This window comes from Kitasatospora sp. NPDC096140, assembly GCF_040303045.1.
GTDB lineage: Bacteria > Actinomycetota > Actinomycetes > Streptomycetales > Streptomycetaceae > Kitasatospora.
This window is the reverse complement of sequence record NZ_JBEOUW010000050.1, coordinates 23,737-42,826: the sequence shown is the minus strand read 5'-3', so window position 1 is coordinate 42,826 and position 19,090 is coordinate 23,737. Positions and strand designations below refer to the sequence as shown.

The 19,090-nt window shown below is 73.5% G+C and carries 22 protein-coding genes; 13 read left to right on the top strand and 9 right to left on the bottom strand.

What is annotated here, in order from left to right; translation table 11 throughout:
- Window positions 1–28 precede the first annotated feature (28 nt).
- The 5 genes from ABT048_RS35345 to ABT048_RS35325 all read right to left on the bottom strand — a co-directional run bounded on the left by ABT048_RS35345 (window position 29) and on the right by ABT048_RS35325 (window position 5,669).
- Complete coding sequence (locus tag ABT048_RS35345) at window positions 29–1,576, bottom strand: sensor histidine kinase (protein ID WP_350525697.1); 1,548 nt, start codon at window positions 1,574–1,576, stop codon at window positions 29–31.
- Entirely contained in the window at window positions 1,573–2,343 is a 771-nt protein-coding gene (locus ABT048_RS35340) for a response regulator transcription factor (RefSeq protein ID WP_350525696.1), read from the bottom strand. The genes ABT048_RS35345 and ABT048_RS35340 overlap by 4 nt, the downstream gene beginning before the upstream one ends.
- Window positions 2,344–2,411: 68 nt before the next feature.
- A complete protein-coding gene (locus tag ABT048_RS35335) occupies window positions 2,412–3,566 on the bottom strand; it encodes a S1C family serine protease (protein ID WP_350525695.1) in 1,155 nt (384 codons plus the stop codon).
- Between the two features lie 184 nt (window positions 3,567–3,750).
- On the bottom strand, window positions 3,751–4,812 hold the full coding sequence (locus ABT048_RS35330; protein WP_350525694.1) for a LacI family DNA-binding transcriptional regulator: 1,062 nt from the start codon (window positions 4,810–4,812) through the stop codon (window positions 3,751–3,753).
- Window positions 4,813–4,937: 125 nt separating this feature from the next.
- Window positions 4,938–5,669 carry a response regulator transcription factor gene (locus tag ABT048_RS35325; RefSeq protein ID WP_350525693.1) on the bottom strand — a complete coding sequence of 244 codons (732 nt, stop codon included), beginning with the start codon at window positions 5,667–5,669 and terminating at the stop codon, window positions 4,938–4,940.
- 708 nt (window positions 5,670–6,377) lie between these two features.
- Here ABT048_RS35325 and ABT048_RS35320 point away from each other — a divergent pair.
- From ABT048_RS35320 to ABT048_RS35290, 7 genes are all read left to right on the top strand, one after another.
- A complete protein-coding gene (locus tag ABT048_RS35320; RefSeq protein WP_350525692.1) occupies window positions 6,378–6,671 on the top strand; it encodes a MoaD/ThiS family protein in 294 nt (97 codons plus the stop codon).
- Between the two features lie 5 nt (window positions 6,672–6,676).
- Complete coding sequence (locus tag ABT048_RS35315; protein ID WP_350525691.1) at window positions 6,677–8,140, top strand: hypothetical protein; 1,464 nt, start codon at window positions 6,677–6,679, stop codon at window positions 8,138–8,140.
- A 220-nt stretch (window positions 8,141–8,360) separates the two neighbouring features.
- Window positions 8,361–9,095: an LmeA family phospholipid-binding protein gene (locus ABT048_RS35310; protein WP_350525690.1), complete on the top strand. Its 735-nt coding sequence runs from the start codon at window positions 8,361–8,363 to the stop codon at window positions 9,093–9,095.
- 310 nt (window positions 9,096–9,405) lie between these two features.
- Window positions 9,406–9,486: an Ms5788A family Cys-rich leader peptide gene (locus ABT048_RS35305; protein ID WP_350517234.1), complete on the top strand. Its 81-nt coding sequence runs from the start codon at window positions 9,406–9,408 to the stop codon at window positions 9,484–9,486.
- Between the two features lie 234 nt (window positions 9,487–9,720).
- Window positions 9,721–10,554 (top strand): sulfurtransferase, encoded by an 834-nt coding sequence (locus ABT048_RS35300; RefSeq protein ID WP_350525689.1) that lies wholly within the window; start codon window positions 9,721–9,723, stop codon window positions 10,552–10,554.
- Between the two features lie 37 nt (window positions 10,555–10,591).
- Complete coding sequence (locus ABT048_RS35295; RefSeq protein WP_030059605.1) at window positions 10,592–10,882, top strand: DUF1416 domain-containing protein; 291 nt, start codon at window positions 10,592–10,594, stop codon at window positions 10,880–10,882.
- 123 nt (window positions 10,883–11,005) lie between these two features.
- The gene (locus tag ABT048_RS35290) at window positions 11,006–11,278 is read left to right on the top strand and encodes a DUF3099 domain-containing protein (RefSeq protein ID WP_350525688.1); all 273 of its coding nucleotides are present in this window, start codon (window positions 11,006–11,008) and stop codon (window positions 11,276–11,278) included.
- Between the two features lie 37 nt (window positions 11,279–11,315).
- Here ABT048_RS35290 and ABT048_RS35285 read toward each other — a convergent pair whose 3' ends face one another.
- Window positions 11,316–11,678 carry a DsrE family protein gene (locus ABT048_RS35285; protein WP_350525687.1) on the bottom strand — a complete coding sequence of 121 codons (363 nt, stop codon included), beginning with the start codon at window positions 11,676–11,678 and terminating at the stop codon, window positions 11,316–11,318.
- 348 nt (window positions 11,679–12,026) lie between these two features.
- On the opposite strand from ABT048_RS35285, the gene ABT048_RS35280 reads away from it, so the two are divergent.
- From ABT048_RS35280 to ygfZ, 3 genes are all read left to right on the top strand, one after another.
- The gene (locus tag ABT048_RS35280; RefSeq protein WP_350525686.1) at window positions 12,027–12,629 is read left to right on the top strand and encodes a heme-binding beta-barrel domain-containing protein; all 603 of its coding nucleotides are present in this window, start codon (window positions 12,027–12,029) and stop codon (window positions 12,627–12,629) included.
- Between the two features lie 113 nt (window positions 12,630–12,742).
- Window positions 12,743–13,225 carry a Fur family transcriptional regulator gene (locus ABT048_RS35275; RefSeq protein ID WP_350525685.1) on the top strand — a complete coding sequence of 161 codons (483 nt, stop codon included), beginning with the start codon at window positions 12,743–12,745 and terminating at the stop codon, window positions 13,223–13,225.
- A 19-nt stretch (window positions 13,226–13,244) separates the two neighbouring features.
- Complete coding sequence (gene ygfZ, locus ABT048_RS35270) at window positions 13,245–14,207, top strand: CAF17-like 4Fe-4S cluster assembly/insertion protein YgfZ (RefSeq protein WP_350525719.1); 963 nt, start codon at window positions 13,245–13,247, stop codon at window positions 14,205–14,207.
- A gap of 45 nt (window positions 14,208–14,252) precedes the next feature.
- Here ygfZ and dtd read toward each other — a convergent pair whose 3' ends face one another.
- Complete coding sequence (gene dtd, locus ABT048_RS35265; RefSeq protein ID WP_350525684.1) at window positions 14,253–14,693, bottom strand: D-aminoacyl-tRNA deacylase; 441 nt, start codon at window positions 14,691–14,693, stop codon at window positions 14,253–14,255.
- 644 nt (window positions 14,694–15,337) lie between these two features.
- Here dtd and ABT048_RS35260 point away from each other — a divergent pair.
- From ABT048_RS35260 to ABT048_RS35250, 3 genes are all read left to right on the top strand, one after another.
- Window positions 15,338–15,955, top strand: coding sequence for an RsiG family protein (locus ABT048_RS35260; RefSeq protein ID WP_350525683.1), 618 nt, complete (start codon window positions 15,338–15,340; stop codon window positions 15,953–15,955).
- 74 nt (window positions 15,956–16,029) lie between these two features.
- A complete protein-coding gene (locus ABT048_RS35255) occupies window positions 16,030–16,989 on the top strand; it encodes an asparaginase (RefSeq protein WP_350525682.1) in 960 nt (319 codons plus the stop codon).
- A gap of 202 nt (window positions 16,990–17,191) precedes the next feature.
- Window positions 17,192–17,401 carry a dodecin gene (locus ABT048_RS35250; RefSeq protein ID WP_350525681.1) on the top strand — a complete coding sequence of 70 codons (210 nt, stop codon included), beginning with the start codon at window positions 17,192–17,194 and terminating at the stop codon, window positions 17,399–17,401.
- Between the two features lie 197 nt (window positions 17,402–17,598).
- On the opposite strand, the gene ABT048_RS35245 is transcribed toward ABT048_RS35250, so the two are convergent.
- Window positions 17,599–18,267 carry a biliverdin-producing heme oxygenase gene (locus ABT048_RS35245; protein ID WP_350525680.1) on the bottom strand — a complete coding sequence of 223 codons (669 nt, stop codon included), beginning with the start codon at window positions 18,265–18,267 and terminating at the stop codon, window positions 17,599–17,601.
- Window positions 18,268–18,554: 287 nt separating this feature from the next.
- Window positions 18,555–19,046 (bottom strand): inorganic diphosphatase, encoded by a 492-nt coding sequence (locus ABT048_RS35240; protein ID WP_030244505.1) that lies wholly within the window; start codon window positions 19,044–19,046, stop codon window positions 18,555–18,557.
- Window positions 19,047–19,090 lie beyond the last annotated feature (44 nt).

Here is a 19,090-nt window from a genome sequence, read left to right as displayed (position 1 = left end):
TCCGGGGCCGCTCCGGCTCGGGGCGGGCCTACTCGGGGGCGGGCCCGCCGGGCAGCCGGACGGTGGCCAGCGCGCCCGGACCGCCGTCCGCGGCCGGGCCGAGGGTGACCTCGCCGCCCGCCTCCCGGACGCTCTGCGCGACGATCGACAGCCCGAGGCCCGAGCCCGGCAGCTGCCGCGAGGACGGCGAACGCCAGAACCGGTCGAAGACGTACTGGAGCTCGTCCGGCGGGATGCCCGGGCCGTGGTCCCGGACGGTCAACACGCCCTGCTGCAAACGGACTTCGACCGTCCCCCCGGGCGGGCTGTACTTGACCGCGTTGTCCAGCAGGTTGATCACGGCCCGCTCCAGCCCGGCGGCGTCGCCGTGCACGTACCAGGGCTCGGTGCTCGTCTCGAAGACCAGACCCGGGCCACGCAGCTTCGCCCGCTCCACGGCCCGCCCGGCGATCTCGTGCAGGGCGACGACCGCGAGGTTCGGGCCCGCCTTGGGGGAGTCGGGCCGGGAGAGCTGCAGCAGGTCGCCGATCAGGACGGTGAGTTCCTGCATCTGCGCCTTCATGTTGCCGAGCAGCTTGGTCTTGGTCGCCGGGGGGAGCGGGCGACCGGTGTCGTTGCTGCGGATCAGCAGGTCGACGTTGGTGCGCAGCGAGGTGAGCGGCGTCCGCAGCTCGTGGCCCGCGTCGGCGATCAGCCGGGTCTGCCGCTCGCGGGAGTTGGCGAGCGAGGTGCTCATCGAGTTGAACGAGGTGGAGAGCCGGGCGATCTCGTCGTGCCCGTGGACGGGGATGGTGGTCCCGACCTCCTCGGTCCGGGCGATGTGCTCGACGGCGTCGGTGAGTTGGTCGACCGGCTTCAGGGCGGAGCGGGCGACCAGGCGGCCGGCGATGGCGGCGAGGAGGATGCCGCCGACGGAGACGGATCCGAGGAGGATGGCGAGGCCCTGGAGGGATTCCTCGACCACCTGGGTGGAACCGGCCACCATCACCAGGGCCGCCGGGTATCCGGGCACCTCCGAGCCCACGGCGGTCACGCGCACCATGGCCGGCGTGCCGTTGGTGTAGTGGCCGTCCCGGATGATCGACTGCCCCGGCCTCAGTTGCAGCGCCTTGCTGTCGCTGCTCTGGGTGAAGATGGCCTTGGTGGCGCTCGGAGGCAGGCAGACCAGGGTGCTGCCGCTCTGGCTGACCAGGACGTACTGGGTGTCGCGAGGAGCCGGGCCGCCGATCGGGGGCTGGCGGGGGTTGCTCTGGACGTTCTTGAGGGCCGCCTGCGGGCTCGCGGCGCAGTCGGGCGGATTGGGCAGGCGCAGGGGGACGCTGACGCTCTGGAGATCGCTGCGGATGACCCCGTACATGCGCTCGCGGGCGATGAACCAGCACGCCAGCGCCGACAGTGCGATGGCCACCGCCACCGCCGCCGCGCTCAGGAAGGTGAGGCGGCTGCGCAGCGAGCGGGAGCGGAGCCAGTGGACCAGGCGCCGTCGGCGGCCGGGGGCGCGGGGCGGGGCCAGGGGCGGGGGCGGGACGTTGCCGCTCCGGACGCCCTGCTCGGCCCGCTCGGCGTGCTCGTTCACGCGCCGACGCCGGCGGCCGCGCGCAGGGCGTAGCCGACGCCGCGCACGGTCTGGATCAGACGGGGCATGCCGCCCTGCTCGGTCTTGCGGCGCAGGTACATCACGTACACGTCCAGGGAGTTGGAGGAGGGCTCGAAGTCGAAGCCCCAGACCGCCTTGAGGATCTGCTCCCGGGTGAGGACCTGGCGGGGGTGGGAGAGGAACATCTCCAGCAGCATGAACTCGGTGCGGGTGAGTTCGATGGGCTTGCCGGCCCGGGTGACCTCGCGGGTGGCGGTGTTCATCCGCAGGTCGGCGAAGGAGAGCACCTCGCTCTCGTCCTCGGCGGCGGCGCGGGCGGCGGCCTCGGCGGCGAGGGCGTTGCGGCGCAGCAGGGCCCGGACGCGGGCGAGGAGTTCGTCGAGCTCGAAGGGCTTGGCGAGGTAGTCGTCGGCGCCGACGTCGAGGCCGGTGACGCGGTCGCCGACGGCGTCGCGGGCGGTGAGCATCAGCACCGGGACGGTGTCGCCGCGCGAGCGCATCCGGCGGACGGCGGTGAGGCCGTCCATCCGGGGCATCATGATGTCCAGCAGGACGAGGTCGGGCCGTTCGCGTTCGACGGTTTCCAGGGCTTCGTAGCCGTCGGTGGCGGTGGAGACCTCGTAGCCCTCGAAGGCGAGGCTGCTCTCCAGGGCGTCCCGGAGGGCGGGTTCGTCGTCGACCACGAGGAGCCGGGCGGCGGGGTGGCCGGGCTCGGCGGGGGTGCGGTCGTCGGCGGACGGGGTCATGGGCGGGTGCCCTTTCTCGTCGGGTGGAGGGCCTGCTGGGGCCAATTGTCCGTCGTAGGGATTGTGGCTTACAGGTTCTGTCCGGCTTCGAGCTTCGGCAGGACCTGCTTGATGTCGTTCATCGGGATGGCGAAGCCGAGGCCGACGCTGCCGGCCGAGCTGCTGCCGCCGGAGCCGTTGCCGTTGCCGCTGGGTGCGTACATCGCCGAGTTGATGGCGATGACCTGGCCGTTGGCGTTGATCAGCGGGCCGCCGGAGTTGCCGGGGTTGAGGGCGGCGTCGGTCTGGAAGGCCTTGTAGGTGGTGCTGCTGCCGGACTGCGGGGCGGTGCCGCGGGTGCCGGGCAGGAAGGGGAGGCCGAAGCCGCCGTTGGTGCTGGTGCTGCCCTCGTCGAGCTGGACGGTGACGTCGCGGTTCTCGGCGCTGATGATGCCGGAGGTGACGGTGCCGGTGAGCCCGTCGGGGTTGCCGATGGCGACGACGGGGTCGCCGACGGCCACGGTGGAGGAGTCGCCGAGGACGGCGGGGGTGAGGTTGCCGGCGCCGGTGGCGGTGATGACGGCGATGTCGAGGGCCTTGTCGGTGCCGGTGACGGTGGCCTGGGCGGTGGAGCCGTCCTTGAAGGTCACGGTGATCCGGCCGCTGGCGCCGGCGGTGTCGATCACGTGGTAGTTGGTGAGGATCCGGCCGTCCTTGTCCAGGACGACGCCGGTGCCGGTGGCGGTGCCGTTGCCGCTCTTCACGGTGATCTGGACGACGCTGGGCGAGACGGCGGAGGCGATGGCCGGCACGTCGGCGCTGCCGTCGCTGCGGGCGGAGACCGGGCTGGCGACGGTGGCGACCCGGGTGTCGGCGGACTGCCGGTCGGCGGCGACCACCCCGCCGGTGACCCCGCCGAGGACGGCGGCGACCGCGGCGACGGCGGTCACCAGGGCGAGTCGGCCGCGCAGCAGGCCGCTGCGGGCCCGGCTGCGGCGGCCGTGGCCGTCGGGACCGTCGGGGGAGCCGGGGCCGAGCACGGTCGGCGGCTCGGGCGGGATGGGCGGGGGAGGCGGCGGTCCGTCGAAGCTGCCACCGGAGTGGTCCTCGTGGTACGCGTACCCGGCCGGGTCGGTGCTGCCCGCGGGGCCGCTGCCGAGCACGGTGCCCTCGATCACCCGGGGCTCGTAGGGGCCGTACTGGTCGCGGTACCGGTCGTCGGGGTGCTGCTGCTGTTCGCTCATGCCGACCAAGCTCCGCCCGGTGGATGAGGACTGGATGAGAACCGGCTCAGAACGGGGAGAGAAGCCCGTTGGGTTCTCATAAAGCCTGGTCAGGCACCCTGCGGAGCGGAATCGACGGCTCCGGGTGCGCCCGGCCCGACCCGCCGCTCGGGTCCGCGTGCTACCTGCCGGTCTTCTGCGCCCGCTACTGCGCGGCGGTGCCCGCCCCCGGGGCCGCCCCGTCGCAGCCGCAGGAGCGGCGGATGACCAGGCGGGAGGGGAACTTGCGGACCCGCTCGGTGTCCGAACCGGGCACCATCAGCGAGTCGTCCAGCACCAGGTCCACGGCGGCCCGGGCCATCGCGTCGCGGTCGGAGGCGACGGTGGTCAGCGGCGGGTCGGCGAGCGCGGCCTCTGGCACGTCGTCGAAGCCGGCCACGGCGAGGTCCTCGGGGACGCGCAGGCCGACCTCGCGGGCGGCCCGCAGCACGCCGATGGCCTGGTCGTCGGTGGAGCAGAAGACCGCCCGCGGCCGGTCCGGCGAGCTCAGTACGGAGAGGGCGACCTCGTAGGCGCCGTAGCGGTGGAAGGGCGCGTCGATCAGGTGCGGCTCGGTGGGGACGCCGTGCGCGTCCATGGCGCGCTGCCAGCCCTCGACGTGGTCGATGACCGGGTCGCCGGGGGCGGGGGACTCGACCGGGCCGCCGAAGCAGGCGACGTACGGGTGTCCGTGCACTTCCAGCAGGTGGCGGACGACGGCCTCGGCGCCGCCCACGTCGTCGGTGACCACCGCGACGTCGTCGATCGCCTCGGGGCGGCGGTGCAGCAGCACCACCTTGGCGCCCTCCATCGCCGCGAACTCCTCCGCGGCACGCTGCGAGGGGCCCTGGCTGACCAGGATCAGGCCGGAGACGCGCATCCCGAGGAAGGCGCGGACGTAGTGGACCTCGCGGTCGTCCACGTAGTCGGAGTTGCCGATCAGCACGAGCTTGCCGCGCTCGGAGGCGGCGCGTTCCACGGCGTGCGCCATTTCGGCGAAGAAGGGCTGGCGGGCGTCCGGGACGACCATGCCGATCAGGTTGGTCCGGCGGGAGGCCATCGCCTGGGCGACGCTGTTCGGCCGGTAGCCGAGCTGCTCGATCGCCGCGAGGACCTTCTCCCGGGTCGCGGGCGCGACCGGGCGCGGTCCGTTGTTGATGACGTAGCTGACGACCGCGGTCGAGGTACCAGCCAGCCGGGCTACATCGTCGCGCGTCACTTTGGCCACGAGTGGAGTCTACGCGTGTGGTCACCGGGGCGGCAGTGGGACCGGGGGACGCCGTCGGTGGACGGCGGGCGGCTCCGGGATGAACCGGACAAGCCGGGCGGGTGACGGCCCGCCCGGCTCGCCGGTCACGCCTCCAGGGAGGCGGGGGGCCGCTGGGAGGGCTCCGGGCGCTCGCCCTTCTCGGGCTTCTCCGGGACGACGAAGCGGTAGCCGACGTTGCGCACGGTGCCGATCAGCTGCTCGTGCTCCACGCCGAGCTTGGCGCGCAGACGACGGACGTGGACGTCCACCGTCCGGGTGCCGCCGAAGTAGTCGTAGCCCCAGACCTCCTGCAGCAGCTGGGCCCGGGTGAAGACCCGGCCGGGGTGCTGGGCGAGGTACTTGAGCAGCTCGAACTCCTTGAAGGTGAGGTCGAGCGACCGGCCCTTGAGCTTCGCGGAGTAGGTGGCCTCGTCGACCGAGAGCTCGCCGTTGCGGATCTCCATCGGGCTGTCGTCGGTGGTGACCTGGAGACGGCCGAGGGCCAGCCGCAGCCGGGCCTCGACCTCGGCCGGGCCGGCGGTGTCCAGCAGGACGTCGTCGATGCCCCACTCGGCGGTGACGGCGGCCAGGCCGCCCTCGGTCACCACCAGGATCAGCGGGCAGCCGATGCCGGTGGAGCGCAGCAGCTGGCACAGGCTGCGGATCTGCGGCAGGTCGCGTCGGCCGTCGACCAGGATGACGTCCGCGCTGGGCGTGTCCACCAGGGCGGAGCCCTCGGCGGGGGCCACCCGGACGTTGTGCAGCAGCAGGCCGAGGGCGGGCAGTACCTCGGCCGACGGTTGCAGTGCGTTGGTGAGGAGGAGGAGAGAACTCATACCCGGTGGTCCCCTTTCCGGGTCGTCGCGGTCGCGTTACGGCTGCCGCCACAGCCGGATGGCGCACGTGCTGAGGGGGAGGAGAGGAGGACGGGCGCCTGGGGCGTACCGGGGGAGCGGACGGCGTGCAGGGCGAAGGAGGAGTCGGTGCAAAAGGAATGGCGGACCCGCCGGGGGTCCCGCAACCCCTGGCGCACCGTTCCTGCCCTGTCCATCACCGTGAACCCTCCGGTCTGGTTCCGGTCCCCGGGCGGCGGCCCGGTGCCCGGTGGCGACGTCCCGGCCGGCCGCGGCACGTCGTTGTGCCGCGACGGACGGGGCGGTTCCCGCGCTGCGCCGGGGGTGGGCCGACGAATCGCAAGAACGTCCGTACTGGCGTCCTGAAAGCACAAAAGGACCCGGGGGCGACTCTGCCCGGATCCCTCTTGGTGGTCGAGGATAGCCGACCTCCCGCCGCGCCGGGAGTGTTCGAATCCGGCGGTTCACCTATTTCGGGCGTGCGCCGGGTGAGCCTGGACACAGCTTCGAGCGCCGCTCCGCACCGGCGGAGCCAGGGCGATTGCCGCTCGTGGCGACGGACACGCCATCATGGGACGCACATCGGCGGCGCATCGCGGGTCCATCGTTCGGGTGGTCGGGCGGCCGCCCCGGTGGCGAGCCGGACCGGGTCACCGGGGCCGGGCGAGGACGACGAGAAGGGGTGGCCCGATGGGCGCTACCACCGAGCCCGCGAGCGGCGCCCGGGTGCGCGGGACGATCCGTTACTGGGCGGCTGCGAAGTCCGAGGCCGGGCTGGCCGAGGAGCCGTACGAGGCGGCGACCCTGGCGGAGGCGCTTGCGGCGGCCAAGGAGCGGCACGCCGACAAGCCGAAGCTCGTCCGGCTGTTCGGGCACAGCTCGTACCTGGTCGACGGCGCCCAGGTGGGCGGCCGGGACCACGCGACCGTCGCCCTGACCGAGGGCGGGACGGTCGAGGTCCTCCCGCCGTTCGCGGGAGGGTGAGCGGCGTGACCGACACGAACGACCCGACCCGCGGCCCCTACGGCGAGTGGCCGCAGCAGCCCCGGCACCCCCAGGCCCCGCAGGGGTACCCGCAGCACGGGCAGCAGCCGTACCCGCCGCAGGCTCCGCACGGCCAGCAGCCCTACCCGCCGCAGGCTCCGCACGCGCAGCAGCCGCCGTACGGCTACCCGGTGGACGACGCCGCGGCGACCACGGTCCTGCCGCCCGTACCGGCGTTCGACGACGCGGCCGCGACCAGCCTGTTGCCGCCCGTTCCCGCGATGGACGACCCGGCGGCGACGACGCTGCTGCCGCCCGTCCCCGCGATGGACGACGCCGCGGCCACCACGCTGCTGCCGCCGGTGACGGCCTCCGGCCCGGTGCCCGCCGGGGCGCCGCTCCACCCGGGGCAGGCTCCGGGGCGGCACCAGGCCCCGGCTCCGCAGTACCAGCCGCCGGTGCCGCAGCACGCCCAGCAGCAGCCGCAGCCGCCGCACATGCCGCAGCACGCGCCGCCGCCGCAGCAGCAGCCGCCAGCCCGGGCGCGGGCCCGGCACGCGGCTCAGGCGCCGCAGCCTGCCGCCGCGCAGCCGTCGGCGGAGGCCTTCGACCCGCCGACCATGACGCTCAAGCGCCCGCCCGCCCCCGGCCCGGTGGGTCCGGCGGGCCCGCTGGGTGCCGCCGGCGCGCCGCCGTTCGAGGCCGTCCCGGCGCAGCCCCTTCCGCCCGTGCAGCCCGTGCCGCCCGCCGGCCCGGCGGGCCGGACCGGTTCTCCGATCATCGACCCGGGTCTGCAGCCGGCCCTGATCACCGCCGGCGCGGCCGCGCTGCTGGCCGGCGGCGCCGCGTTGGGGCAGGTGGCGCTGGCCCTGGTGGTCGCGCTGCTGCAGCTGCTGACGGCGGCCGGCTGGTTCCGGCTGAACGGCATGTGGCCGGCCCGGCAGGGCATCCTGCTCGCCGCGCTGGCCGGCTTCACCGCGGATGTCGCGGTGCTGCTGGCGGACTCCGACGGCGGCGTGGCGGCGGTGGTGGGCACCCTGGGCGGGTTCTTCCTGCTGGTCCTGGTGCTGCAGACGTTCCGCCCGTCGGACCCGAAGGAGCGGTTCTACGCGCTGACGGTGCTGGGCTCGGCCACCGTGGTGACGGCGCTGTGCACCATGCTGCTGCTGGCCGACTGGGTGCCGGCCGGGGTGGGCGCGGTCGCGCTGGCCACCCTGCTGGCCGCGGCGCCGCTGCCCGGCCCGAAGCAGCTCGGCCCGGTCCTGGGCCTGGTCGCGGCCGTGGCGCTGGGCCTGCTGGTGGGTGCGCCGGTGGCGCTCGGTGCGCTCGCCGGGCTGGGGGCGCTGGTCGGCCGTCGGGTCGCGGCGTACGACTTCCCGTCCCGCTTCGTGCACATGACGGCGGGCGTGGCGCTGCCGCTGGCGGTGGCCGCACCGCTGATCTGGATCGCCACCGACCTGTTGGCCTGACGCTCCTCGGCGTCGAGCCGCCCCTTCCCCACGACGTCCCGCCCCGGAACCATGCTCCGGGGCGGGACGTCGTACCGTCGTGCGGGGCGGCCGCGTTCGGCGGCCGCCGCGGGACCACGAACGACAGCGAACGACCACCAGCGGACAGCAGCGAACGACCACAGCGAACGACAGCGAACGAAGCGAACGACCACAGCGACCGGCGACGACGGGGGACACGATGCGCGGATGGCTGAAGGCCACGATCGGCCTGGTGGTGCTCTCCGGCCTCCTGGTGGGCGCCGACCGCATCGCGGTCGGCGTGGCCGAGGACGAGGCCGCCGACCGGATCGTGCAGAGCGGCCGGATGAGCCAGCGGCCGGACGTCTCGATCGACGGCTTCCCGTTCCTCACCCAGGTGCTGTCGATGAAGCTGGACGACGTCCGGATCTCCGCCGACGGCCTGACCGTCGGCGACGGCAGCCACCAGGTCGCGCTGCACTCGTTCAAGGCCGAGCTCGCCGGGGTCAAGGTGAGCGACAGCATGAACAGCGCCACGGTGGACAGCGGCACCGGCAGCGGGGTGATCTCGTACCCGGACCTCGCGCAGCTGCTGCCCCCGGCCTCCCAGCTGCTGCACGGCACCAAGCTGCCGGTGGGCAGCAGCACGAGGCTGAGCCTGTCGTACGGTGGGCCGGGCAAGGTCAAGGCCTCGCTGGGGCCGATCGCGATCGGCGAGGGCACCGTGCACAACGACGGGAACACCGTCACGGTGGACGGCTTCCGGCTGAGCGCCCTGGCGGGGATGATGGCCGGGATCACCAACCAGCAGATCGAGCCGATGAGCTTCACGCTGGACACGCTGCCGGCCGGGCTGAAGCTGGCCGCCAAGGACGGCGACAAGGACGGCGTGACGCCGCTCCCGGAGGGCCTCCAGCTGACCTTCGACGGCAAGGGCGTCAAGCTCCTCGGCTGAGCCCCCTGCCGATCCGTCCCGTCCGGCCTGCCCTGCACCCGGCCCGCCCCGCACCCGGCCCGCCCCGCCGTCCCGGGATCGACCCGCCGTCTGATCGCCGAAACGTTCCGCTCCGCGAGACGCGCTGTCCAGCGCGGACCGCGGAGCGGTGTCGTTTCCGCCCGTTGTGCGCCACCGGAAGGCGGCCCGGCCGGGGCGGACGGGCCGGGCAGAGGGCACGCGGAAGCCAAATCTCGCGATGCGGCTGTTTTGATCTCATTATTCGATACGCTGATGACAGCGGGCCGTCGGTGTCCCTAGCATCGTCGGCATGAAGCGACAGACGGACCTCACGAAGCGGCGGGCGGTAGACCTGTGCCGCGTGGCCGCCTGTCTGTGTCGAATGCGCTGACTCGGCATCCAGGCAGGGCAGTTGACGCTCGCCGCCGATCTTCCCGGTGACCGTACCCGGCTGTGCTCGCGGGTCGGCGCCGATGTACTCCGCAGTCTCCTGCCCGGTCGCCCCGGTCCCCCCGCCCTGTCCCACTATTCGGACAGCGGTTCGGACCCGCATCCGCCCGGGTGCCCCTGCAGCACCTCCTGAGCAGCACCTTCCGCCAACCGCCCTCGGATGGAGAACACCACCATGAGCCGCAGCGACGTCCTGGTCGACGCCGACTGGGTCCAGGCCCACCTGGACGACCCGAAGGTCGTCATCGTCGAGGTCGACGAGGACACCTCCGCCTACGACAAGAACCACATCCGCAACGCCGTCCGGATCGACTGGAAGAAGGACCTCCAGGACCCGGTCCGCCGCGACTTCATCGACCAGGCCGGCTTCGAGGCGCTGCTCAGCGCCAAGGGCATCGCCAACGACGACACCGTCGTCCTGTACGGCGGCAACAACAACTGGTTCGCCTCGTACGCCTACTGGTACTTCAAGCTGTACGGCCACGGCGACGTCCGCCTGCTGGACGGCGGCCGCAAGAAGTGGGAGCTCGACTCCCGCGACCTGGTCTCCGAGGTGCCGGCCCGCCCCGCCACCGAGTACACGGCGCAGGCCGCCGACTCGTCGATCCGTGCCTTCCGCGACGACGTGATCGCCGCCATCGGCAGCCTCAACCTGGTCGACGTCCGCTCGCCCGACGAGTTCTCCGGCAAGCTGCTGGCCCCCGCCCACCTCCCGCAGGAGCAGTCGCAGCGCCCGGGCCACGTGCCGAGCGCCCGCAACATCCCGTGGGCCAAGAACGCCAACGACGACGGCACCTTCAAGAGCGACGACGAGCTCAAGGCCCTGTACGAGGCCGAGGGCATCGACCTGGCGAAGGACACCATCGCCTACTGCCGCATCGGCGAGCGCTCCGCGCTCACCTGGTTCGTGCTGCACGAGCTGCTCGGCCAGGAGAACGTCAAGAACTACGACGGTTCGTGGACCGAGTACGGCAGCCTGGTCGGCGTGCCGATCGAGCTCGGCAACTGAGCCCCGGCTCGACCCGTAAGTAGAAGGGAAGACAGACATGTGCGGTGCGAAGGCCGGCGGCCCGGACCTGGCAGGAGTTGACGTGGCGAACGAGACGATCATCCAGGGTTCGGTGACCCGCGACGGTGAGCCGGTCAACGGCTACGTCCGACTGCTGGACGAGGGCGGTGAGTTCACGGCCGAGGTGCCCACCTCGGCGACCGGCCAGTTCCGGTTCTTCGCCCGCCCGGGCAAGTGGACCCTGCGCGCGCTGGTGCCGGGCCAGACCGTGGACCGCCAGGTGGTGGCCTCCCAGGGCACCGCAGTCGAGGTCGCGATCGCGGTCTGACCGGATCGGTCGATCGGAGCGGCCGACCGGGTCGGCCGCTCCGGAGCGAGCGCGTCGACCGGAGTGCGGACGACACCCCGAGGGCCCCTGCCGAGCAGGGGCCCTCGGCCGTACCGTGGAGGGGTGCAGGCAAGACGGCGGCGTCGCTACTACTTCGCCATGATGGGCGTGTGCGTGGGCCTGTTCGTCATGGCCTGGGGCGTGGTGCGGTTCTTCTCGGTGGGCGCGGCGATCGGCATGTGCCTGGTCGCGATGGTGATCCCGCCGGCCGCCGCGGTGTTCGCCAACAAGCGCGACCCGGACGACGACTGGTGGAACGACCCGCGCTGGGACGACCCGAAGTGGGACGAGCCCGGCCACGACCGGGACCGCCCCGACCACGAGCAGCGTCCGTGACCCCCCGGTACGGAATCGGTCGGCGGGTGCGGAGCGGTCAGTAGACGAGCGCCTGGACGCCGTCCGCCATGATCTCGCTGACGAAGACCTGCGCGCCCGCGATCCGGACACCCTCGACGGTGTCCTTCTGCTCGATCCCGCGCCGGGCCGCGCACTGGGTGCAGAGCGTCACCGAACCGACCGCCAGGATCGACTCCAGCAGGTCCGGCAGCGGCGCCGCGTGCGGCAGTTCGAACTCCGCGGCGCGCCCCGGCAGCGCGAACCAGGAGGACTCGCCGGTCAGCCAGAGCGAGACCTCGATCCCGCTGGCGACGGCCACCGCCGCCACCGTGAACGCCTGCGAGCACCGCTCCGGCGCGTCCGCCCCTGCGGTGACCTTGATGACCAGTTTCTTCGACATGGCGCCACCTTAGAGGTCCCGCCACCCCCGTCGGCCGTCATCCCGGGAACCCGTGGGGAAAGCTCGGGTGGCGTGGTAACCCCGGCGCGAACAGCGACGTGGTGGGGCTCACCGCGACCGGCCGGAGCCCGACGGATAGAGTGAGCGGAGCAAAATCCACCACACTGTCGCCGCCTGGGAGCCCCCCGTGTCCGGTCTGGAAATGTTCTTCGACGGTCTGCTGGCCCTCATGGCCGTGCTGATCACCTGGTTCGCCATCTTCTCGGTGATGAAGCTGTACCAGGGTCAGCGCTGAGCCTGCCGTACGGTTGAGGCAGCCCCACACCGACGACGACAGCGACCAGGAACATGATCGAGATCCCCTCTGACCTCCACAAGGACGTCGTGCCGCTCGCCTTCCTCCTCGGCACCTGGGAGGGCGCGGGCGTGTACGCCCCTCTGCCGGGTGAGGGGGGCCCGGGCGCGGAGAAGTGCAACTTCGGCCAGGAGATCGTGATCCGCCACGACGGCCGGCCCTTCCTGGAGTTCCGCTCCCGCACCTGGGTGCTGGACAACGACGGCGAGAAGGTCCGCCCGCTGGAGAACGAGCACGCGTTCTGGCGCATCACGAGCAACCCCGACGGCACCAGCGGCGCCCGGGGGATCGAGATCTCCTCCGTCCGCGACGACGGCACGGTCGAGATCTGGTACGGCGAGCTGGCCGACGGCAAGCCCCAGGTCGACGTCTCGACCGACGCGGTGGCGCGGATCGAGGGCTCGCCGGAGTACTCGGGCGGCAAGCGGCTGTACGGCTTCGTCAACGGCGAACTGCTGTGGGTCGGCGAGAAGGCCGCCCCGAGCGTGCCGCTGCGCCCGTACATGTCCGCGCAGCTGAAGAAGGTGCTCAGCCCGGCCCAGCTGATCAAGGACATCAACGACCTGCCGGACGACGGCATCGCGTTCTTCAAGTAGACACGGCTCCGGCAACAGCGCAGTCCGTGCAAGTGTAGGGACCGGCCCCGGGCCGGTCCCTACACTTGCATCAGGACCCCGACTTTCCATCTTTCCTTGGCAGGGACAGCACCGTGGCGGACACCGGCACCACCGACTGGCAGCTCTCCGGCGACTGGCACCTCTCCGACGGCTGGAAGGCCGACCTGCGCGAGCGCGGCTACCGCCTCACCCCGCAGCGGCAGCTCGTGCTGGAGGCCGTCGACGTCCTCGACCACGCCACTCCCGACGACATCCTCTGCCACGTCCGGCGGACCGCCAGCGGCATCAACATCTCCACCGTCTACCGGACCCTGGAGCTGCTGGAGGAGCTGGGCCTGGTCTCGCACGCCCACCTCGGCCACGGCGCCCCGACCTACCACCTGGCCGGCCGCCACCACCACCTGCACCTGGTCTGCCGGGACTGCGAGAAGGTCACCGAGACCGGCACCGAGATCGCCCAGCCGCTGATCGACAGCCTGCGCGCGCAGCACGGCTTCGACACCGACCTCAAGCATTTCGCCATCTTCGGCCGCTGTGCCGACTGCACCGCCAAGCTCGCCGAGGGCCGGTCGTAAGCTGGCCGGTATGACCGGTGTGAAGAGCCCGCTGCTTGCCCTGCCCGGAGCCGTCCCCGCCGAGGGGGCCGACGAGGGCGTCGCCGCCCACTACGGCGACATCTTCCGCGAGCAACGCCACCTCGCGCAGGGCACCGGCTTCGTCGACCTCTCGCACCGCGGGGTCGTCACCGTCACCGGCGCCGACCGCCTCGCCTGGCTGCACCTGCTGGTCACCCAGCACGTCAGCGAGCTTCCCCCGCAGCAGGCCGCCGAGGCGCTGGTGCTCTCCCCGAACGGGCACGTCGAGCACGCGCTCTACCTGGTGGACGACGGCACCACCACCTGGGCGCACGTCGAGCCGGGCACCCAGGGCGCGCTGGTCGCCTACCTGGAGAGCATGAAGTTCTTCTACCGGGTGGAGGTCGCCGACGCGACCGCCGAGTACGCCGTGGTCCACCTGCCGGCCGGCTCCACCGGCTCCGTCGAGGGCGCCGCGGCCGTCCGCGAACTCCCCTACGGGCGCGACCTGTTCGTGCCGCGCGCCGACCTGGAGAAGCTCACCGCCGGGTACGGTCCGGCGGCCGGGATCTGGGCGTACGAGGCCCTGCGGATCGAGGGCCACCGGCCCCGGCTCGGCTTCGAGACCGACCACCGGACCATCCCGCACGAGGTGGACTGGCTGCGCACCGCCGTCCACCTGCAGAAGGGCTGCTACCGCGGCCAGGAGACCGTCGCCCGGGTGCACAACCTGGGCCGGCCGCCGCGCCGACTGGTCTTCCTGCACCTGGACGGCACCGAGGAGTCGCTGCCCCCGCACGGCACCGAGGTCCGGCTGGCCACCGACCCGGACGGGCGGTCGCTGGGCTTCGTGACCTCCTCGGCCCGCCACCACGAGCTGGGGCCGATCGCGCTGGCGATCGTCAAGCGGAACGTCCCGGTGGACGCGGTGCTGCTGGCCGGGACGGTGCCGGGCACCCAGGACGTGATCGTCCCGCAGTAGCCGGGGCGGGGCTCCGGAGCCACGGCGGGGCTCCGGCCTCCGGCCTCAGACCTCGACGAGGACGGTGAACGGGCCGTCGTTCACCAGCGCCACCTGCATGTCGGCGCCGAACCGGCCCGTCTCCACCTTGGCGCCCAGCGCCCGCAGCGCGCCGACCACCTCGTCCACCAGCGGCTCGGCGACCGGGCCGGGGGCGGCGGCGTTCCAGGTGGGGCGGCGGCCCTTGCGGGCGTCGCCGTAGAGCGTGAACTGGCTGATCACCAGCAGCGGGGCGCCGAGGTCGGAGCAACTCTGCTCGACGCCCTCCTCGTCGGCGGGCAGCAGCCGCAGCGTCCAGAGCTTGCGGGCCAGTTGGGCGGCCTTGGCGGGGGTGTCGTCGTGGGTGACGCCGACCAGGACGCAGAGCCCCGGCCCCTCGATCGCGCCGACGGTCTCACCGGCCACGGTCACCCGGGCCTCGGTCACTCGCTGCACCACTGCTCGCATGCCGCCATTGTGCCGGAGGGCGGTGCGGCCACCGGAGGGGCCCCGGCGCGGCGCCCGCCCCGCCGTCCCGCGCTCCGCCCGCTGTCGCGCGCCCCCACGGGCGCTGCGCGGGCGGTCCGCCCGTCCCTCGGCACCCGCTTCCGCACGTCGCTGCCCGTGCGCCGGCCGCCCGTCGCGCCGCATCCCCCACGTGCGTCACAGAGGTCGTCCCAGGGCGCAGACGAGGGGCGCGCACGATGGTTGCGCACGCCGCAAAGTGGGCGCCTGCGCCGGTTCGGGCGCTGCTCTTCCTGCGGAAAGGGCCGGTCATATCAGCCACCCCCGTTCGCCAGGGGGCCGTTCGGGTGCACGGGCGGTGCGCGCGCGCCGGGTGGGGTGGCACGCTGTGGACCGTACGAAGGGTCCGGGGCGCCAGGAGGTCCGCCGCGCCGGGCCCGGGTTCGGCCGGGCGGTCGAGTCGGTAGGTCAGGCGTTCTGGTGGTGTCGCCCCGACGGGTGGTCGCGACCGGGGAGCGGAACCTCCGGGGGGCTCCCGGGCGTGCCGAGGGACGGAACGCCGAGCCCGTCGGGGGACGGGCCGGACCGGCGGCAGGGACGGGGTTGCCGCGAGCGGGCGGGATCGACGACGGCAGGTGGGTTGGGTGATGGACGCGAGCAGCGCGGCGCGGGACCGGTCCGGGCGGATGGCGCCGGCCCCCGGGGGCCCGTGCGGTCCGGTGGCGGACGCGGAGGACGAGCCCGATCTGGAGGGGCTGGGCCTGGACCAGCTGCGGGTGCTGCGCCGGGAGACCCTGGAGCAGGAGGCCGACCTGTCCTACCTGCGGCGGCTGCTGCACGGGCGGATGGACATCCTGCGCGCCGAGCTCGACCGGCGCCCCGGCGGCCCGGTCCGGGCGGCCGGCGTGCCCGGCCCCGACCCGGCCCCCGGCGACCTGCTGGACCGGCTGCCGGCCATCCTGACCGACGCGCCCTCCACCGTGCGGCGCTCGGCCCGGCACGTGACCCTCGGCCCGCCGCGCACCCGGGAGTCCGGGCTGGAGGCGGACGCGCTCATGGGCGACGTCCAGCTCGCCGACCTGGCGGCGCACCCGGCCGAGGAGCTGCTGGCCGCCCTGGAGCGGCTGCGGGCGCACGAGCGGGAGGTGTCCGGACGGCGTCAGCGGCTGCTGCGCACGGCCGACGGTTGCAATGCCGAGATCACCCGCAGGTACCGTGATGGGGAAGCACGGGTCGACGACCTGCTCGCAGGGGGGCCGCTCTGACCGGGTGAGTCGCTGCGGGCGGGTGGAGCCCGGCTCGCTCCCGGCTCACCCTCGCCCCGGAAGGCTCAACCCCCATGCCCCAGCTCGCCACCGTGCCCGTGCTCGCCGAGGTCATACGATCGGGCTTCGTCGAGGGCCACCACCACGGTTCCCTGGTGCTGCTCGCCGCCGACGGCTCGGTCGAGTTCGCGCTGGGCGACCCGGACGCACCGGTCTTCCCGCGGTCGACGGCCAAGCCGTTCCAGGCGGTGGCCACCCTGCGGGCCGGGCTGTCGATCGACGCCGAGCTGTTGGCGCTGGCCGCCTCCAGTCACTCTGCAGAATCGTTTCACCTCGCCGGTGTGAGAGCCATCCTCGGCGCCGCCGGGCTCGACGAGTCGGCCCTGCGGACCCCGGCCGACCTGCCGCTGGACGAGACCGAGGCGGAGCTGCTGCTCGGCGCCGGCGGTCGGCGCGCCCCGATCCTGATGGACTGCTCGGGCAAGCACGCCGGCTGGCTGGCCGCCTGCGTGGCCAACGGCTGGGACACCGAGAGCTACCTCGACCCGTCCCACCCGATCCAGCTGCTGGCCCGCGAGGCCCTGGAGGAGGGCACCGGCGAGACGCCCGCGCACGCCGGGGTGGACGGCTGCGGCGCCCCGCTGCTGGCCGTCACGCTGACCGGCCTGGCCCGCGGCTACCGCGGCCTGGTGCTGGCCCCCGAGGGGTCCGCGCCGCGCCGGGTGGCCGACGCGATGCGCGCCCACCCCGAGTACGTGGCCGGCACCCGCCGGGCCGACACCTGGCTGATGCGGGCGATCCCGGGCGCGCTGTCCAAGATGGGCGCCGAGGCCGTCCAGGTGGTGGCGCTGCCGGACGGGCGGGCACTGGCCTTCAAGATCGACGACGGTGGTGAGCGCGCCCGCGGCCCGGTGCTGGCGGCCGCGCTGCGCCGGCTCGGGGTGGCCGGGGCGGACGAGACCGTCGAGCGGATCGGCTCGGCCCCGCTGTTCGGCGGCGGCGCGCCGGTCGGACAGGTGCGGGCGGCCTTCTAGGCCCGGCGCCCGGGAGCCCGGCCCGGCGCCCTGGGGCCGGTCCTCCGGGGCCCGCTCCGGGAGCCCTCGGGGCCCCTGTCCGGGCAGGGCCCCCGGAGTCCCGGGGCCCGGCTCGGGGCGGCGGCGGCCCGTCGGGGTGCGGGCGGGGCGGGGGCGGTGCACGGTGGACCGGGGGACCGTCGCACAGCTGAGGGAGTCCGCCATGACCGACCACGTGTACCGGGTGACCGAGATCGTCGGGTCCTCGACCGAGAGCATCGACGCCGCGATCCGCAACGGGGTGGAGCGGGCCGCCCGGACGCTGCGCAACCTCGACTGGTTCGAGGTGTCCCAGGTCCGGGGGCATCTGGAGGACGGCCGGATCAAGCACTACCAGGTCTGCATCAAGGTCGGCTTCCGGCTGGAGGACTGACCCGGTTCAGCCGCGCCGCGGCAGCACCGGCGGCACCCCGGTGCGTAGGTGCGCCGGCACCTCCACCGGGTGGCCGTACACCTCGCCGAGCAGCGGTGCGCGCAGCACCTCGGCGGCCGGCCCGTCCGTGACCGTCGCCCCGGCGGGCGGTCGCCCGCCGGGGCCGGCCCGCCTCCGGTGCCGTCGGAGGGCGGCGCCTACGCGCTGAGCGGGTAGCGCGAGTCCAGGTCGCGGAAGACCGCTCCGTTGAGCACGAAGGCCCGCTTGCACTCCTCGACCACCCGGCGCCGCTCGACCTCGTCCATCGCGGCGCCGGCCGCGTCCAGCTTGGCGCGGTACTCGCGCTTGAAGGCGGCCGGGTTGTCGACCTCCTCGAAGACGTAGAACCGCACGCCGTCGCCCTTGCGCGCGAAGCCCCAGGTCCGCTCGGCCACGCCCCGGATGATCTGGCCGCCCGACAGATCGCCCAGGTAGCGGGTGTAGTGGTGCGCGATGTACCCGGCGGGCCACGCGGCGGCCAGCTCCTCCACGCGCGCGACGTACGCGGCGGTGGCCGGCAGCGGCGCCAGTCCGTCCCGCCAGCCGGGCCCGCGCAGGTGCGCCAGGTCGCGCTCGATGGCGGCGGTGCGCAGCAGCGCGCCGTCGATGAAGGGGCCGGCCAGCGGGTGCTCCGCGAGCTGCCCGGTCCGGCTCTCCAGCGCCCGGTAGACGTGCCAGAGCTGGCCGGTGAGGTCGGCGTACGCCTCGATCCCGAGGCGCCCGTTCAGCAGGTGGCTCATGAACGAGGAGTGTTCGGCGGCCTCGTGCTCCTCGCTGCTGGCGGTGCGGAGCACGGTGGAGAACGGGACGGGCGCGGGCGCGGGCATGCGGCCTCCAGCGATCGGATGCGGCCGGGTCGGATCCGGCCCCGACAGTTTTGGTTAGGCTAACCTGACTTCACATCGTGCCGACAGTCTGTCGGCAACCAGTCTGGCAAGCCGGCCCGGCCACCGCTCCGCGAAACGGAACGGCCCCGATCGGAACGGCCCGGACCGGACGGCCCGGCCCCGGGCACGACAGAGGCCGGGGCCCGCGGACGAATCCGCGAACCCCGGCCCCAGGCTGTCCCGACCTACCTCGAACGGTCCTGATCGATCGAGATCGGAACGACGGCTCAGTGGCCGCCCTGCTCCGCCAGGCGCTTGATCGAAGCGGTGACCTCGGCCTCGGCCTCGGCGCGGCCGACCCAGTTGGCACCCTCGACGGACTTGCCGGGCTCCAGGTCCTTGTAGACCTCGAAGAAGTGCTGGATCTCCAGGCGGTCGAACTCCGACACGTGGTGGATGTCGCGCAGGTGCTCCCAGCGCGGGTCGGTCGCCGGGACGCAGAGCAGCTTGTCGTCGCCGCCGGCCTCGTCGGTCATCTGGAACATGCCGATGGCGCGGCACTTGATGAGGCAGCCCGGGAAGGTCGGCTCGTCCAGGATGACCAGGGCGTCCAGCGGGTCGCCGTCCTCGCCGAGCGTGCCCTCGACGTAGCCGTAGTCGGCCGGGTAGCGGGTCGAGGTGAAGAGCATCCGGTCGAGCCGCAGGCGACCGGTCTCGTGGTCGACCTCGTACTTGTTACGAGAGCCCTTCGGGATTTCGATAAGGACGTCGAACTCCAACGGTTCCTCCAAGGTAGGGACTGACAGAATCCAAGTGTCTCCTA